The sequence below is a fragment of the Azospirillum sp. B510 genome, assembly GCF_000010725.1.
Classification (GTDB): Bacteria; Pseudomonadota; Alphaproteobacteria; order Azospirillales; family Azospirillaceae; genus Azospirillum; species Azospirillum lipoferum_B.
Map to the genome: position 1 here is coordinate 192,943 of NC_013856.1, position 16,063 is coordinate 209,005.

At 63.4% G+C, this 16,063-nt stretch carries 12 protein-coding genes and 4 pseudogenes; 6 read left to right on the forward strand and 10 right to left on the reverse strand.

All coding sequences use genetic code 11. The features are described 5' to 3' along the window. Positions 1-294: 294 nt before the first annotated feature. The 3 genes from AZL_RS22215 (at position 295) to AZL_RS35790 (ending at position 2,486) form a co-directional block, all read left to right on the forward strand. A complete protein-coding gene (locus AZL_RS22215; protein ID WP_012976692.1) occupies positions 295-1,548 on the forward strand; it encodes an NAD(P)/FAD-dependent oxidoreductase in 1,254 nt (417 codons plus the stop codon). 26 nt (positions 1,549-1,574) lie between these two features. Beyond that, the gene (locus tag AZL_RS22220; protein ID WP_012976693.1) at positions 1,575-1,841 is read left to right on the forward strand and encodes a hypothetical protein; all 267 of its coding nucleotides are present in this window, start codon (positions 1,575-1,577) and stop codon (positions 1,839-1,841) included. A 315-nt stretch (positions 1,842-2,156) separates the two neighbouring features. Continuing rightward, entirely contained in the window at positions 2,157-2,486 is a 330-nt protein-coding gene (locus AZL_RS35790) for a hypothetical protein (RefSeq protein ID WP_148219587.1), read from the forward strand. Between the two features lie 68 nt (positions 2,487-2,554). Here AZL_RS35790 and AZL_RS22225 read toward each other — a convergent pair whose 3' ends face one another. The 3 genes from AZL_RS22225 to AZL_RS22235 form a co-directional block, all read right to left on the reverse strand. After that, a complete protein-coding gene (locus AZL_RS22225; protein WP_012976694.1) occupies positions 2,555-5,017 on the reverse strand; it encodes an efflux RND transporter permease subunit in 2,463 nt (820 codons plus the stop codon). Between the two features lie 18 nt (positions 5,018-5,035). Continuing rightward, positions 5,036-6,136 carry a WD40/YVTN/BNR-like repeat-containing protein gene (locus AZL_RS22230; RefSeq protein ID WP_012976695.1) on the reverse strand — a complete coding sequence of 367 codons (1,101 nt, stop codon included), beginning with the start codon at positions 6,134-6,136 and terminating at the stop codon, positions 5,036-5,038. Between the two features lie 364 nt (positions 6,137-6,500). After that, the gene (locus AZL_RS22235) at positions 6,501-7,433 is read right to left on the reverse strand and encodes a LysR family transcriptional regulator (protein ID WP_012976696.1); all 933 of its coding nucleotides are present in this window, start codon (positions 7,431-7,433) and stop codon (positions 6,501-6,503) included. 148 nt (positions 7,434-7,581) lie between these two features. On the opposite strand from AZL_RS22235, the gene AZL_RS22240 reads away from it, so the two are divergent. Together AZL_RS22240 and AZL_RS22245 are read left to right on the forward strand one after the other, a co-directional pair. Then, positions 7,582-8,379: an SDR family NAD(P)-dependent oxidoreductase gene (locus tag AZL_RS22240; protein ID WP_012976697.1), complete on the forward strand. Its 798-nt coding sequence runs from the start codon at positions 7,582-7,584 to the stop codon at positions 8,377-8,379. Between the two features lie 57 nt (positions 8,380-8,436). Then, a complete protein-coding gene (locus AZL_RS22245; RefSeq protein ID WP_012976698.1) occupies positions 8,437-9,753 on the forward strand; it encodes a cytochrome P450 in 1,317 nt (438 codons plus the stop codon). A 1-nt stretch (position 9,754) separates the two neighbouring features. Here AZL_RS22245 and AZL_RS35795 read toward each other — a convergent pair. The 7 genes and pseudogenes from AZL_RS35795 to istA all read right to left on the reverse strand — a co-directional run. Then, positions 9,755-9,961, reverse strand: a pseudogene (locus tag AZL_RS35795) (IS3 family transposase); the annotation flags it as partial. Between the two features lie 56 nt (positions 9,962-10,017). Then, positions 10,018-10,755, reverse strand: a pseudogene (locus tag AZL_RS22250) (IS256 family transposase); the annotation flags it as partial. Beyond that, positions 10,746-11,279: an ISAs1 family transposase gene (locus AZL_RS37430; protein ID WP_256373237.1), complete on the reverse strand. Its 534-nt coding sequence runs from the start codon at positions 11,277-11,279 to the stop codon at positions 10,746-10,748. The gene AZL_RS37430 and the pseudogene AZL_RS22250, both read right to left, overlap by 10 nt. Then, positions 11,194-11,907 carry an ISAs1 family transposase gene (locus AZL_RS37435; protein ID WP_012976700.1) on the reverse strand — a complete coding sequence of 238 codons (714 nt, stop codon included), beginning with the start codon at positions 11,905-11,907 and terminating at the stop codon, positions 11,194-11,196. Before AZL_RS37435 ends, AZL_RS37430 begins: the two co-directional genes overlap by 86 nt. Before the next feature lie 93 nt (positions 11,908-12,000). Then, positions 12,001-12,504: pseudogene (locus AZL_RS22265) on the reverse strand (IS256 family transposase); the annotation flags it as partial. A 222-nt stretch (positions 12,505-12,726) separates the two neighbouring features. Next, positions 12,727-13,599: an IS21-like element ISAzs30 family helper ATPase IstB gene (istB, locus tag AZL_RS22270; protein WP_012976702.1), complete on the reverse strand. Its 873-nt coding sequence runs from the start codon at positions 13,597-13,599 to the stop codon at positions 12,727-12,729. After that, on the reverse strand, positions 13,599-14,882 hold the full coding sequence (gene istA, locus AZL_RS22275; protein ID WP_012976703.1) for an IS21-like element ISAzs30 family transposase: 1,284 nt from the start codon (positions 14,880-14,882) through the stop codon (positions 13,599-13,601). The genes istB and istA overlap by 1 nt, the downstream gene beginning before the upstream one ends. A 275-nt stretch (positions 14,883-15,157) precedes the next feature. On the opposite strand from istA, the pseudogene AZL_RS37135 reads away from it, so the two are divergent. Next, a pseudogene (locus tag AZL_RS37135) lies at positions 15,158-16,012 on the forward strand (IS1380-like element ISAzs3 family transposase); the annotation flags it as partial. Positions 16,013-16,063: the final 51 nt, after the last annotated feature.

The window sequence follows — 16,063 nt, forward strand, 5'->3', positions numbered from 1 at the left end:
CGCGTCCAGTTTAAGCGAGGGACGAGAGGGGAAACAAGAAAAATGAACAACGTTCATTTTTATGAATAAGTGTGCAACCCGATCGTCCGGCGCCGCGGGGAAGGCGTGCCCAGGCCACCATCGGATCCAGACACTGTCAACAATACAGATAGTTTATGATGGAAACATAGCCCTTGCGCCGGGATGGGCTTCGAGGCTAGGATCGTGCGTATATAGAAACACTGTTCGGTTTTGATCCAAGACGGGAAGCGTCCGGGATCGCGGGCGATCGTGTGGGCAGGGAGAGTCGGGGACATGGGCGAGACATCCATTCTCATCGTCGGCGCTGGCCATGCGGCCGGGGAACTGGCGACGAGTTTGCGGCAAGGGGGCTTTGCCGGACGGATCACGATGATCGGCGAGGAGCCCTATCTTCCCTACCAGCGGCCTCCTCTGTCGAAAGCCTTCCTGGCTGGCGAGGTCGAGGTGGCCGGGCTGCATCTGAAGCCGCAGGCGACCTATGACCGGGCGGGAATCGAGGTTCTGGCCGGCGTCCGCGCGGTCTGGCTCGACCGGGTTGCGAAGAGCGTCGCGCTTGATGATGGCCGCACCCTGTCCTACGACCGGCTGGTGCTCGCGACCGGCGGGCGGGCGCGTCGTCTTGCGGTGCCGGGCGCTGCCGAGGCCGAGGCGGCCGGGGTGCTGCATTACCTGCGGACCATCGACGATGTGCGGCGCATCCAGGCCGGCTTTCTGCCGGGGCGTCGGCTGGCGATCGTCGGCGGCGGCTATGTCGGTCTGGAGGTCGCTGCGGTCGCCGCCAAGCGTGGCGTTGCCGTGACCGTGCTGGAAAGCGCGCTGCGCGTGCTCGCCAGGGTGACTTCTCCCGAAATGTCGGCCTTCTACGAGGAGGTCCATCGCGACGCCGGCGTGCGGATCCGCAAGGGCGTGACCGTGACTGGCGTGACGCTGCAAACGGAGGGCGGCGGGCTCGCCGTCACCTGCGCCGATGGCGTGCCCGAGCCTGCGGATCTGACGATCGTCGGCATCGGCCTGGAACCCAACGTCGAACTGGCGCGCGATGCAGGCTTGGCGGTCGATGACGGCATCGTCGTCGATGAATTCACCCGCACCAGCGATCCCGATGTTTTCGCCATCGGCGACTGCACCAATCACCCCAATCCGTTGCTCGGCCGCCGTCTTCGCCTGGAATCGGTGCCCAACGCGATGGAGCAGGCGCGGGCCGCCGCCGCCGCTCTCTGCGGGAAGCCCAAGCCTTATGCGTCGATCCCCTGGTTCTGGTCGGAGCAGTATGATCTCAAATTGCAGATGGTCGGGCTGTCCGCTGGCTATGACCAATGCGTGCTGCGGGGCGATCCCGCCCGGCGCTTCTTCACCGCCTTCTATGGGCTGGCTGGCCGGCTGATCGCCGCGCACTGCGTCAGCCGGCCCCAGGAATTCATGATTTGCCGCCGGCTGGTCGAGCAGGGAATTGCGATCGACGTCGCCCGGATGGCGGATGAGGGCGTGCCCTTGAAAAACCTGCTGGAGGCGACGTCGGTCGCCTGACCAGATGATTTTGGAAAGGCTCTTGGATGGGGGAAGCTGTCATACGTCACATCGCCTTCGGTATGTCCCAGCCCCTGACGAGTCAGCCGCCCTCCATCCTGCAAGCTTGGCTGGCAGGTGCCGGGCTGGGGGTTCTTCTGGGCATGGGCACCTTCTGGATCGCCGAGGGCGGTTATATCCGGGTGGCCTATGTGGCGAAGGACGCGGTGCGCGGCCCCTTGAAAAACCTGGAAATCGCTGTGGTGATGCAGGCCGATTCCGTGCGGTGGCGGGCGACCAAGGGCGTTCCGTAACCCTGTAAGCACCGTTGGCGCATGGCGTCCCGTAGCCGGTTCGGTCGGGTGGCAAAAGCGCTGCATGTGGCCGGAACCGAACCGGCACGCCTGGACGGCGTGCCGGTTCTCTTGCGTTTTCCCTCTTGATTCCAGGACTCCCGCAGCAATGCGAAAGTTCGATCTGACCATTGATGTCAGCGAGGCGTTGCCCCTGCCGGGCCAGACCGCCATCGCGGCAACCCTGTTCCTGCCCGATATTTTGCTGCCGATGCACGGCCGATCCTGATGTTCTGTCGCCGGGGGCGGATACGCCCGCGGTTAGCCGCAAAGTTTGTGCCCGATCTCATCCATCCCTTTCACCGGGAGGATGTGCCCGAGGATATTCTTCAGGCTGACATGGCGGGAGGATACCCTCTGCGCAGCAATCCGCCCTATTGGGGAGGCGCGACGATCCCGAACTGTGTCGTGACGATGATGGGGCCGGGGATCATGCGGGATGAAGCCGCCAGCGTCGATGTGCCGGTGTTTTTCGGGGTAACATCGGGTGCTCTTTCCTCCACACCCATGGCGTTACGTTATCCAAAAAAGAGGCCGCCCGGAGGCGGCCAGATATGGGAAGAAAGAATCAGCCGTAGCAATCACCCGACCGTACAGCCGCCCTAAGCTTAGAATACCAGGATATGCGGCGCAAGAATAAACAGAACAACGTTCTGATATAAGAACAATGCGGTCTAAGGGTTGCTGCCCCTCAGCGTCGCGGCATGCTGGCCGTCGCGGTGGATTGCGGCGCCGGCCGGGCGCTTGCTCGGCAGCAGGAAGTAGGACAGAGCCGGAATGAGGACCAGTGCACCGATCATGTTCCACAAGAACATGAAGGTCAGCAGGATGCCCATGTCGGCCTGGAATTTGATCGGCGACCACGCCCAGGGAATCACACCCGCCGCCATGGTCAGGCCGATCAGCGCAACCACCTTGCCGGTGAAGCCCAGGGATTCGCGATAGGCGTCCGACAAGCTGGCGCCTTGTCGCTGGAAGACAAGCTGGATGCTGAGAAGGTAGAGCGCATAATCGACACCCACCCCGACCCCGAGCGCGATCACCGGCAGGGTGGCGACCTTGATACCGATCCCCAGCCAGACCATCAGCGCTTCGCATAGGAACGAGGTGATGACCAGCGGCACCAGCGCCACCAGCACGGCCCGCCAACTGCGGAAGGTCATGAAGCACAGCACGATCACCGCGCCGTACAGCAGGAAATGGATGTTCCAGAATGCCCGCTGCACCACGTCATTGGTCGCGGCCTCGATGCCGGCCGTGCCGGCGGCCAGCAGGAACTGGCGGTCAGGCGTGTTGTGCTGCGCGGCGAACTCAGTGGCCGCTGCGGTCATCCGCTGGAGCGTGACCGACTTATGGTCGGCAAGATAGGCAATCACCGGCATGATCGCGCATTCGGTGTTGACCAGATCCGGCTGATTGACGACGAGCTGATTCCGCGCGTTTGAGGTGACGTTCGGATTGCGCAGCAGGGCGATCCACTTCGGATTTCCCTCATAAAGGCCGGCGTTGATGAATTGGATCGCCTCGGGAGCGCTGCGAACCGTTACGACGCCAGGAACCTCGCGCAACCGTTCACTGAGGCGCAAGGTTTCCGTCAGTGTTTCGAAGGTTTCGCATTGGTCACGGGGTGTTTTGACGATTACGGAGAACTGGTCGCTTGACAGCTCGTAATGACCGTTCACATAGGCGATATCCTGATTGTAGCGGGAATTGGTCCGCAATTCCGGTGCGCCGGCGTCGAGGTCGCCGACCTGGATGTGCGTTCGGGCTTCCAGCGAGATCCCGGTCACCAGAGCGGTGGCGGCGACCGCCGTGCTTGCCCAGGGCAACTGGGTGAACCGGACAAGGGTTCCCCAAAGCGTGTCCGCCACCTGCTTCTGACCGTCCGCTTTCCGCAGCGACCGCTGCGCCGCCGTCCGGCTGACTCCGGTATAGGACAGCAGAACCGGAATCAGCACCAGTTTGGTGAACACCAGAACCGAAACGCCCAGGCTGGTCGAGAGGGCGAGATCGTGGATGACCGGAATGTCGATGATGAAGAGGACGGCGAAACCAACAATGTTGACCAAAAGTGCGGCCAGACCGGCGGCGAACAGTCGCCGGAAGGTGTAGCGGGCGGCAACGTACTTGTCGGTGCCCCGCGCGATGTCCTGCATGATGCCGTTCATCTTCTGCGCGCCATGAGACAGTCCGATGGCAAAGATCAGGAACGGTCCCAAGGTAGAGTAAGGATCCAGTTCGAAGCCGAACACCCGCATCAGCCCGAGCATCCAGACCACGCCCAGCAGGGACGCGACGACAAGCAGGATGGTGCTCCGCAGGCAGCGGGTATAGAAGAAAACGAATAGCGTGGCGACTGCGACCGAGAAGGCGAAATAGGTGATGACCTGGCCGAGGCCGGCGATCAGGTCACCCATCAGCCGGGCGAAACCGACGACATGGATCTGGATGCGGTCGTCCTGGTTGGCGGCGAAGATCGCGTCGAGCCTGTCGTTGAAGTCCCGATAGTTGAAGTTGGTGCCCGCCGTATCGGTGCTGTCGAGTAGGGGAACCAGGATCATGCTCGATTTCAGATCCCGGCCGATCAGGCTTCCAACGATGTTCGCGCGCTGAATGTTGCGGCGGAGCTCCTCAATCTTTTCGGGCGACCCGTCGAAACGGTCGGGCATGACCGGACCACCCCGGAATCCTTCCTCCGTCACTTCGGTCCAGCGAACGATCGGCATCCACAGTGACCTCATCCAGGAACGGTCGACGCCCGGCATCAAATAGACCGCATCGTTGATCCGTCGCAGAATATCGAGGTAATGGGAATCGAGAACGGTGCCGTCACGGGTCTCGATCACGATGCGGACTGCATTGCCGAGACCGCGCAAAGCCTCCTTGTTCTGGAGATAGTTCTGAATCCAGGGCTGCGATTGCGGAATCATGCGCTCGAAGCTGGCATTCACGGTCATCCGGGATGCTTGCAAGCCGAGCACGCTTGACACGATGGCAATGACCAGTAGGATCAGCAGCCTATGATTGAAGATCAGTCGCTCCAGCCAGTTGCCCGATTGCATCGGGAAATCCCTGCGATCCCGGACGATCGGCAGAGAAAGAGTATCATGCCCATGCGATGCCACTTCAGACCTCATCAATTCCTGGCGTGGCGTTTACCGCCGAACGTTGTTCTGGACGATCGGCTCGCGCCACACACCCGAAAGCCCTGTCACCACAACCGTGTCCGCGCCTGCTGGCACGACGCTGGTCAGCAGGGTCGGTGTCCTGACCGGCTGGACCGCGAAGCCAGTTCCATCGATGCCGCCGATCAGCAGTCGGCCGCCTTGGGTGACCAGGGCAAGCTTGTCGTTGCCAAGTGAGGTGGCATTGTTGATGCTGTCGCCTTGCGCCGGCAGGTCCAGGCCGGTCCAGCGTTCGCCGCCATCGGTGCTGAGAACGGCATTTCCACGCAATCCGAACGCAATCAGACGCTCGCCCTGTCCGGTAATGCCGAACAAGGTTCCTTCGTACGGTGTCGTACAGGGGACGAAGCGGCCGGCGTTGGTGTCGAGGCGCCAGATTCGCCCCATTTCTCCGGTGATGAACACCCGGTCGCCGATGCCGGCCACTGCCGTCAGGTGCAGATCATCAACCTGATCGATACGGTCCAGCCAGGGTTCCCAGTTGTTGCCACCGTCCCGCGTGGCCAGAACCATACCGAACGCGCCGACCGCGAAGCCCTCCTGTGCGGTGCGGAACCAGACACCGAGAAGAGGCAACTCCGGACCGTTCTGGTAGTTCAGGTCCATAGCTTCCAGAATGCGGGTCGCCTTGGCGTCCCCGGCATCCCGCAACCGGCCGTAATGCTTGCGCAGAAGGGCCTCGCTGCTGCGTCCGTCGAGTTGCCTGATCCAGGTCTGACCACCATCGGCGGTGTGCAGAATGACCCCGCCGTGCCCGACCGCCCATCCATCGCGCCAGGTTGGAAACTGGACCGCCACCAGGGTGGTGCTGACTGGGCTCGCTACCTGCGTCCAACTCCGCCCGTTGTCGTTCGACAGAACGATCCGGCCAAGCTCGCCCACCGCGACCAGACGATCGCCGGCCGCCGCCACGGCGAGCATCATGCTGGTGCTCGCCCGAGCGGTGATCTCCGCCGGTACGTCCAGTGGGTCACGAAAGCGCGGCGTCTCGGCCCAGGCAAGGCCTGGCATGATTTCCGCCAGGCAGAGAAAAAAAACCGCGCTGCAAGGCATGATCCGATGAAGCCCCACGCCTGTCCTCCCTATTTTGTTGGACCGGCCATTTCGTCCGATCCATTGCGTCGTCTGTGGGATCGATGTCGTTGGATTGCGACCGCTTTTCCTACCGCCGGGCATCCTCCTTAATCCCCCCTGCTACCTGATTTGTGCTCCGGAGGCGAAAGAGGGGTCCGTCAGTTTGGATTTCTATCTTACCGAACACAGTTCTGATATCTGAACATGACTCTTGCCGATATGCAATCTGCAAAATGGCTTGTCTCCTATACAGTCTAAGAATTTGATGGCTGATATGGAGAAATAAACACCATATAATGTATATATGGAAAATGATAACCACTATATCCAGTTGGTGGGTGGATCGGATGAGGCTGCGGGGTCAGGTGATCTCGCCTGGGTTGAAGGGAATTTGAATTTCTCGGTCGGGCGGAAACCGGGCGAGGAGAAAGTCGATGAAAGCGTGAACCAACTGCTGGGAACGGCGCTGGGGGGAATACAACAGCGAAATCTGCGGCATCCTTGCGTCGAACCGTTCCAGGATCCTGCACAACCGTCCATTGGCCAACAGGCCGGACAACTGATAGACCGGCGCCTGGACAAGGCCGAGGCCGAGCAAGGCCGCATGGATACGGGGTTCACCGTCATTAAACAGCAAGCTGCCTGGAAGCTCGCGAAACATCGTCTGACCATCTCTCACAAACTGCCATGGCACGATCCGCCCTGATCGGGATGAGCGGATGTTGATGACCCGGTGTGTATCCAGATCCTCGATTGCCTGTGGTTCTCCATGGTGGGCGAGATAGGAGGGGGCGGCGGCCGTCGCGAGTTGGCAGAAACCGAGTGGTCGGGCGATCAGGCCGGTATCTGCGATCGGCCCGACGCGGATCATGATGTCGTACCCCTCGTCCGACAGATCGAACGCCCGCGCGGAGTAACTGATGTCGAAAGTGATGTTGGGGTATTGCGCCATGAACTCTGGCAAAATCGGGAGCACAATGCAGTTGCCGACCGTCGCGGGCATATCGATGCTCAGGCGACCACGCCGCAGGCCCGAGGTTCCGGACAGTTGGGCTTCCGCTCCGGAAATCTGTTCCAGGATGGTCCGGCAATGGTCGAGATAACTCTGCCCATCCGTGGTCAGACTGCTTCCTTTTGGTGAGCGCTGGATCAATGGTATGCCAAGCGTCCGTTCGAGCTGTGCGAGGTGCATGGACACCATGGCGGGAGACAACCGCAGCATGGATGCCGCCGAGCGGATACCACCACTGTCGGCGATTTGGACGAACACTTCCATCGCACGCAACTTGTCCATCGGGAAACCTGTCGGTGTTTGGGAAATTTGAACAGGGAGTTTAGCGTCATCCTTCTTACTCCGGCAGAGGGTTTGATGCATGGTCGGACCATCTGGTTAGCAAACTAAAAGGCTTGGAACCAAGCAGGCCTCGGGAGATGCAAGGATCATGGATAAATCGAACTCCTGGCCGGGGCTATACAGCCTTGCCGGCCAGACCGCCGTAGTGACCGGTGCCGGTTCCGGTATCGGCGCGAGCATTGCCGCGCTGTTCGCCGCTGCCGGCGCCCGCGTCGTCATCGCGGAGATCGACGAAGCGGCCGGGGCCGCTACGGCGGAGCGTCTGATGGCCGAAGGGCGGCAGGCCATTGCGGTGACCACCGATGTGGCCGACGACTCCTCTATCGCCGCGCTGTTCGACGCGGCGGAAGAAGCTTTTGGACGGATCGGCATTCTGGTCAACAATGCCGGCATTTTTCCCAAGATCCACTTCCTGGACGTGACGAAAGCGCAGTGGGAGGCGATGCAGGCGGTCAACCTGCGCGGCGCCTTCGTCTGCATGCAGGAGGCGGTTCGTCGCATGCGCCGCCACGGCCAGGGCGGAGCAATCGTCAACGTGTCTTCGGTGTCGTCGAAGCAGGTGGCTGTTTTCAACAACGTCGCCTACAACGCCAGCAAGGCCGGCGTGAACGCCCTGACCAGCACGGCTGCTCTGGAATTCGCCGGAGACGGTATCCGGGTGAACGCGGTACTTCCCGGCGCCGTGATGACCGGGGGTGCGCGCAAGGCATCCGCAACGGCGAGCTTGCCGATGGCCGGTCCGATGACCCAGCCCGGCCGGATGCCGCTGGGACGGGTTGGAACCGGAGAAGACATAGCGGCCGCCGCGCTGTTTCTGGCCAGCCCTGCCGCATCCTACGTCACCGGTCAGTTCCTAGCGGTCGATGGCGGCTTCCAGATCAGTTGACGCTGCGCGCTCCTTCCATCGCACCCGTCTACATATCCGATTTCCGAGGGTTGAGAAATGTCAGGCTGTCCTTTCGCCAAGCTCGCGCACGCCGCGGATTACCCAGATCATGTTCCAGCCGATCGCGTCTTCGACGTCGAAGTGTACGCTATTCCAGGAGCCGATCGTGATTTCCACCTCGCCCTTAAGGCCATGCATGATCATGGCCTGCCGGACGTCTTCTGGACTCCCCGTCAGGGCGGCCACTGGGTGGTGACACGCTATGAAGATATGATGGGAGTTCTGGCCGACCCCGTGAACTTCAGCAACGGCGCGATTGTGGTTCCGAAAAGCCGGAATCCAACCAGGGAGAATGGCTCTCTGCCGCTCTATCCCCTGACAGCCGACCTGCCGGAGCATACCGCCTATCGCGCCCTGCTCAGCCCGACCTTCTCGCCGCGTGGGGTTCAGCAATTGTCTGAGCTGGCGCGCGCCGTCGCGATCCGGCTGGTGGAGGAGTTGAAGCCACGCGGGTCGTGCGAGTTCATCACCGACTTCGCCCAGCATCTGCCGATCGAGATCTTCATGTCGATCGTCGATGTGCCGGCGGAGGATCGCGAGTGGTTGCTCGCGCTAACGGACAGGATGGTCCGGCCGGCCGAGCCGGAGGACATGCATAAGACCATGGGAACACTCTTCGGGTACGTCCGTGATCTGGTCGCCAAGCGGAAAGCCAAGCCTGGGAATGATCTGATCAGTTCGATCATCGCCGGCAAGGTGTTCGGACGGCCGATGGACGACGATGAATTGACCGGGATGTGCGCGCTCATCCTGATCGGCGGCATGGATACGGTGGTGTCGGCGATGGGGTTCGCCGCCTGGTTCCTGGCGCGTCACCCTGATCATCGCCGTCAGTTGCTCGAAAACCCGGAACTGATCCCCAACGCGGTCGACGAGATGCTGCGGCGGCACTCCATCGTCAACATTGGCCGCCTGGTGAAGAACGATGTCACGGTCGGTGGGGTTGCGATGAAGGCGGGTGACATGCTGGTCATGCCGTCGCCGCTCGGCAGCATGGACGAACGCAAGTTCCCCGACCCGCTGACGGTAGATTTCACCCGTTCCAATAGTGGAGAATACTCGACCTTCGGCAAAGGCCCCCACCGTTGCCCGGGCGCCAATCTCGGCAGGGCTGAACTGCGGATCTTCGTTGAGGAATGGCTGCGCAGGATTCCCGACTTCCATGTTCGCGACGAGGCGGCCGTCGGGATGAGCTGCGGAATCAACGGCACCATCTATAGCCTTCCGCTCGAGTGGACTCCGCAGGAGTGGAGTTGCCCTGGAAAAGTGGCGGCCCGGAACGTGTCAACGACTGTGAGACAGCCCGAGTTATGAATTAGGCTTGGATGCTCTCCGGCTTTTGCGGCGGATTGATCCAGACTTCGATTGGCTTTGCGGGTGGTTGAGGCGCTTTGCGAACGAAACGCTCCGGTGTGCGGCGAAAGGCACGGTCGAGGGTTTGCTGGCGGGCGGCATGGTGGTGATCCCGGTTGTACCAGGTGAAGAAGTCCCGGCAGAAGGGCCTGGCATCCTCGATGGAGCCGAGATAGCGTCCGTCAAGATGGTGGAAATTCGGATGCGCGCTGAGGTGGCCATTGTTCAGGCGGCCTTTGGTGGAAAGGTGATGGCCGGTTGGCTTTCACTGGCCGGCGTCAGCTCGGCCATGGCCTCGACCTGCATGTAGCGGTTCTGGGTCTGCCATTCGTCATTCTGTTCGAGGAGCACCGCGCCGATCAGTCGGATGATCGATGCCTCACCTGGGAAGATGCCGACGACGTCGGCGCGGCGTTTGACCTCCTTGTTCAGGCGTTCCAAGGTGTTGGTGCTGTGCAGCTTGGTGCGATGCTGGGCGGGAAAGCCCATGTAGGCGAGCACGTCATGCTCGCTGCTGTCCATGAAGGAGGCCAGCTTGGGCCATCGGTCGCGCATCTGCTCGGCGATATGTCGGAAGGCTTGGTGAGCGGCTTCGGCGTCGGGCTGGAGAAAGGCCTGGCGCAGAGCGGCGGCGGCCATGGAGTTCTGGGCCTTGGGCACATAGGCGAGCGCGTTGCGCATCCAGTGGACTCGGCAGCGCTGCCAAGTGGCGCCCATGACACGGGCGATGGCGGCCTTCAGCCCTTCATGGGCATCGGAAATCACCAGCTTCACGCCCTTCAGGCCGCGGGCCTTGAGTTTCTTGAGAAAATCGCTCCAGAACACCTCGGCTTCCGACGGGCCGATGTGCAGGCCGACGATCTCGCGCTTGCCCTCGGTGTTGGCGGCCACGGCGATTATGGCGGCGACGGAGACGATGCGTCCCCCCTCGCGCTGCTTGAGGTCAGGGCGATTCAAAGAAAGCCGTTCTTGACGGTTGCGATTGTGGCACAGCGATCTTCGGCGCATGCCATGCGGACGGCGGGGAGCGGGGCGCCGAAGAGATTGGCGATGCCCAGCATGGTGTTGCGCAGCATCGCCATGGCCTGTGGCACGGCGCCGGATCGCACCCGGCTGGCGTCTTCGCTCAAGAGGACGTCACGCCTCCAGTGCAGGCGGTTCTCGATGCCCCAGTGGTCGCGGGCGAGCGCGAGCAGCGCCGCAGGCGAGGCGTGGTCGCGGTCCAGGCTGGTGATGACGTAGACGGTTTCGTGCGAGATCGCGCCCTTGACCTCGCGGGTCCGCTCGATGCGGCAGACCTGCGCCACGCCGGGCCAGTCGAGCGCGGGAACGACCTCGCGGCTGACGGTGATGCGGCGGGTTTCGATGCGCCCGTGCCCCTTCTCCACGGTCTGCGCGCCCTCACGGTCCGGCGGCGGCCCGTCCAGGGCGGGAGGCGGGGGCTGGCCCTGGAACGCCGCCACCAGCTCCGGGGGGAAAAGCGTCACCGAAGGCGACGGCGAGATCGGCCATCAGCGCCGGTTGGTTGGCTTTGACGGTGAACAGATAATCGCCGCCGCCGTCGCGGATGGCTTGGCAGATGGCGCGCTGACAGAACACCGCATCCCCGGTGATTACCGCACCGCCCAGCGGCAGGCTCTTGAGCAGCGTCAGCGCGGCGGTGATCTCGTTGGCTTCGGGCGGCACCCGCAACTGGCCGATCACCGTCCCCAGCCGGCTGGCGAAGGCGGCCAGCAGATGCACGCCTTCGCTGCCATCGTGCCCGGCCGGCGCGCTGCCCTTCAGGCGCTTGCCGTCGAGCGCCACATGTCCGACCGGGCCGGAGCCGCGCGCCCATTCCCCCAACACCGCCTCGGCCGCCGTAACGTCCAAAGCCTTGAAGAAATAGTGGTACATGGCGTGACACGGCGACCGCTCCAAGCCCAGCAGGTAAAGAGCCTCGGGCGGCAACCGTCGCCCCCAGCGAAAGATCGCCATCAGGTCGTTGGCCCCCGCCAGCATCGCCGAAAGCGCCAACATCAAAACCGATGCCAGAGGGTACTGCCGCCCCTTCCGGCCCCGGCGATCCGGGATCGCCCCCACAACCTCCCACAACGTCCGCGGTCCACCCGTCATCGCTCCGACTCTCCGGCTCGGTTCCTGCCGATAGCCTTGTGAATCAACCGACGACTCGCGTCACCCGAATTTCATCCACCTTCTCTGAATCGCCCTGTGCTTGAGGTAGGTGGCGTCCAGCCACAGGTAAGGCCAGTCGCCCTCCAGCGGACGGTCGAGGAAGGCGTTGACCCGCTCGTCGATGTCTCGGCACAGCTTGGAGACCGTCGACTTCGAGATCCCCGACAGCCCCATCGCCTGGGCCAACTCGTCAACGCGGCGGGTCGAGACACCGCCGATCCAGGCTTCCTGGATCACCGCCACCAGGGCTTTCTCGCTGGTCTTGCGGGCTTCGAGAAAGGGGGGGAAGTAACTGCCCTGACGCAGCTTGGGGATGCGCAGGTTCAGCGTGCCCAGGCGCGTATCCAGCGCCCGGTCGCGGTAGCCGTTGCGGTAGGTCTGCCGCTCGGCGCTCCGTTCGTGACGCCCGGCGCCGATCTGGCCTTCGACGTCGGCTTCCATCAGCATCTGCAGCACCGTCTCGGCGACGGCGCGCAGAAAATCGCTGTCGCCGGCCTTCTGGAGCAGGTCTGCCAGTGCCATACTGTCCTCGGTCATTGGGGTGGTCCTTCGGGCAAGAGGAAGTGTCGCAACTCCACTCTAGCCGACCGGCCTAATGACCACCTCTTTCGCGCAAGCCGCCGCCTGGGGGTGGGGCATACCCCACCCCCAGGGCGATCACCAAATTTCCACCACGTTCGCGGACACTATCCTCATGTAAAGGCCGAAAGAAGTTTCCCCAGAACGGTCGGTCGAAAAATCCCCAGATGGTTTGAAGGGCTATGGATTGGCTTCGGTGTCGGCGCTCCTTGCTTTTGGTGGACGGCCTCGGCGCCGGAGCGCCGGTGATGGGGCGGTGATCGGCCTGCTGCGGTTTTTGTCCGGGATCAGTTCGGCATGGCGGCGCAGGCGGTAGCTGGCGCCTTCGATCTGCACCACCACAGCATGGTGCAGCAGGCGGTCCAGCAGGGCGGAAGCGACGACGGTGCCGCCGAAGACATCGCCCCATTCGGAAAAGCCGCGGTTGGAGGTCAGGATCATGGCGCCGCGTTCATAGCGGGCGTTGACGAGCTGGAAGAACAGGTTGCCGCCGCCGGGGATCACCGGCAGGTAGCCGATCTCGTCGACGATCAGCAGCTGTGGCCGGCACAGGAAGCGCAGACGTTCCCGCAAAGTCCCTTCACGTTCGGCCTTGGCCAGCGAGCTTACGATGTCGGCCAGGGTGGCGAAGTAGACCGAGCGGCCGGCCTTGACGGCCTCCACCCCCAGAGCGAGCGCCAGGTGCGTCTTGCCGCAGCCGGGTTGGCCGAGGAAATGGACCACCTCGTGCCGGTCGACGAAGTCGAGTTGCGCCAAGGTCATGATCCGATCGCGATCGAGCGAGGGTTGGAAGGAGAAGTCGAAGCCGGTGAGCGTCTTGATGGAGAGAAGCCGGCCCATCTTCAGGGCCGCCTTGATGCGGCGTCCCTCGCGCAACGTCAGTTCCTCGCCCAGCAGGGCGTCGATGGCCTCCAGAGCGGAGAGTTCGCCGCGTTCCAGCCGGCGCAGGATGTGCTCCAGCGCTTCCAAGGCGCGCGGCATCTTCAGCCCAACCAGATATTGGCGAATGCGGTCGAGGGTGGCGGGGCCGGCTTCCAGCGACGTGGTGCTCATCACGGGCTCCCCGGCTGGTTGGCCAAATGGCGGCCGATGGTGTCGTAGATGGCCAGCGAGCGGGGCGTGACGGTGCCGCCCTGCAGCGGAGGTGCCGGGGGCGGGGCAACCTCCCTGGGCGTCTGGCTGTTGGGCGGTGGAGGCTGGGTCCGATGGCCGGTGGCAATGCGCCGCTGGCCTCGTCCTTCCAGCGCCGGGTGGGATGCGACGGCTATGCCGTTCTCCAGGATGGTGACGGTGCCGGCGGTGACCTGCACCTCCACCGTCCGCCGGCGGGTGCAATCCGGCACGGAGTAGAGGTTGCCGCCGACCGACACCATGCCGTCGCGGGTGACACGGCGCTCCAGGGCCAGCACGCTGTTGAAGGGGCCGGCCGGCAGCGGCTTGAGGTGGGGGCGCTCCTCGGCGAAATGCTCGGCGACGATGCGCTGGGTGGTGGCGTGCCGACGGCGGTTGGCGAGTTGATCCAGCCACTGGGTGAACTGGATGTTCAGGTCCTCGAGATTGCGGAAGCTGCGGGCCAGGAAGAAGTCCTCACGCACATAGCGGAACGGCCGTTCGACTTTGCCCTTGGTTTTGGCGCGGTACGGCTTGCAGGCCTTCGGCAGGAAACCGTAGTGGCTGGCCAGGGAGAGGAGCTTGGGATTGTAGGCGATCCCCTGGGTCGGCTGATCGGGGTCTTCGATCTCGCCCAGCACGGCGGTTTTCATGCGATCGTAGAGGATCTGTTCCGGCACGCCGCCGAAGCTGTCGAAGGCGGCGATGTGGCAGCGGAGCACGGTTTGCAGGTCCTGGCGGGCGACGAAGCGGGCCCACATCATGCGGCTGTGGCCGAGCACCATGGAGAACAGCCAGACGATCCGCTCCACCTCGGGCTCGTCGGTGAAGGTCGTCTTGAAGAAGGCGAAATCGACCTGGGCCTGCTTGCCGGGCGGCGTCTCGAAGCGACGCTCGAAGGACGGTGACGGGGTAGGACGGATGGCGCGGACCACGGCTTTCAGGATGGTATAGCCGCCGCTGTAACCGCGCTCCTTGAGTTCCCGCAGCAGGCGGCGGGCGCTGAGATCAGGAAAGCCCTGTAGGCGTTCGCGCAGATAGGGCTCGAAAGGCGTGAGCAGCGTCGGCCGAGCCGGCCGAGGGGTGTAGGCCGGCGCCTCCAGTCCGCGGGCGATGTATTTGCGGATGGTCTTGCGATCCAGGCCGGTGCGGCGTGAGATCGCCGACACCGACAGGCCCTCGCGGGCGAGATCGAGAATCATGACGAGTTCCCCAAGTCTGACCACCTGTGCCCTCCCTCCGCCTCGGAGGGTGATCATGGGCGATGAGCGGCCGCAGGGCTCCGGGGCGTACGCCCCGGAGCCCTGCCGTTGCGTCAGCCTGGGGAATTTTCAGCCGCCCTTTCTGGGGAGTATCCAATCGGCACTGACACCTCAATGACGATGTGGGTAATTAGCCGGGAAAATTCATGAGGGTTGGCGGGTGTAGCGGCATCCGTTGAGCGGCCGTAGGATTTGGGTGCTGACGCCAACTCCTGCCGTTTCCGGAGCGCCCACCCGCCATGGTTGATCATACCCTGCCGCTGCCCGGCCTGTCACCCGTTGCTGGAAAGCCGGTGATCGGGCGCTTTGATGGCGGCCGCCTGTCCTCCGATGGCGGGCTGCTGGTGCTGCGGGAGGTGGCGAAGCGGCTGCGGATTGCCGATCGGCTGGCCGCCTGTATTGAGGACCCGCGCGATCCAACGCGCACCGTGCATTCGCTGGCCGACATCATCGGCTTTCGCCTGCTGGCCATCGCGGCGGGCTACGAGGACGGCAACGACGCCGGCAGCCTACGCTCCGACCCGCTGTTCAAGATGGCCCTGGAACGCCTGCCGTCCGAGCGTGACCTTTGCTCGCAAGCCACCATCTCGCGCCTGGAGAACCTGCCGGATACCCGCGCACTGCTGCGCATGGGCCGAGCCATGGTCGATCTCTACTGCGCGTCCTTTCGCCAGGTGCCCAAGCGCATCGTGCTGGATGTAGACGACACCTTCGACACGGTGCATGGCGGTCAGCAGTTGCGCCTGTTCAACGCCCATTATGACGAGTACGGCTTCCAGCCCATCGTTGTCTTCGACGGCAACGGCCGCTTTGTCACCGCTGTGCTGCGCCCAGCCAAGCGGCCCAAGGGGACGGAGATCCGGACCTTCCTGCGTCGCCTGCTCCGCGCCATTCGGGCAAACTGGCCCAAGACCGAGATCCTGCTGCGCGCCGACGGCCATTACGCCTGCCCGGAGGTGCTGGACTGGTGCGAGGCGGAGGGGCTCGACTACGTGCTCGGTCTGCCGACCAGCAGCACACTGCGCCGTCACGTTACCACGCTGGAGGCCAGCACCGCGGCGCGCTTCCAGGCCATGCCCGGAGCCGACAAGGTGGTATCCCTCCGCCGAGCGCCGCCTTGTGACCGAGCGGGGAAGCTGAATCAT

Bases quoted from the DNA above. Each gene is read 5' to 3' on its own strand.
- AZL_RS22215 (WP_012976692.1), top strand. From the start codon at position 295: ATGGGCGAGACATCCATTCTCATCGTCGGCGCTGGCCATGCGGCCGGG.
- AZL_RS22220 (WP_012976693.1), top strand. From the start codon at position 1,575: ATGGGGGAAGCTGTCATACGTCACATCGCCTTCGGTATGTCCCAGCCC.
- AZL_RS22225 (WP_012976694.1), bottom strand. From the start codon at position 5,017: ATGAGGTCTGAAGTGGCATCGCATGGGCATGATACTCTTTCTCTGCCG.
- AZL_RS22235 (WP_012976696.1), bottom strand. From the start codon at position 7,433: ATGGACAAGTTGCGTGCGATGGAAGTGTTCGTCCAAATCGCCGACAGT.
- AZL_RS22240 (WP_012976697.1), top strand. From the start codon at position 7,582: ATGGATAAATCGAACTCCTGGCCGGGGCTATACAGCCTTGCCGGCCAG.
- AZL_RS22245 (WP_012976698.1), top strand. From the start codon at position 8,437: ATGTCAGGCTGTCCTTTCGCCAAGCTCGCGCACGCCGCGGATTACCCA.
- AZL_RS37435 (WP_012976700.1), bottom strand. From the start codon at position 11,907: ATGACGGGTGGACCGCGGACGTTGTGGGAGGTTGTGGGGGCGATCCCG.
- istB (WP_012976702.1), bottom strand. From the start codon at position 13,599: ATGAGCACCACGTCGCTGGAAGCCGGCCCCGCCACCCTCGACCGCATT.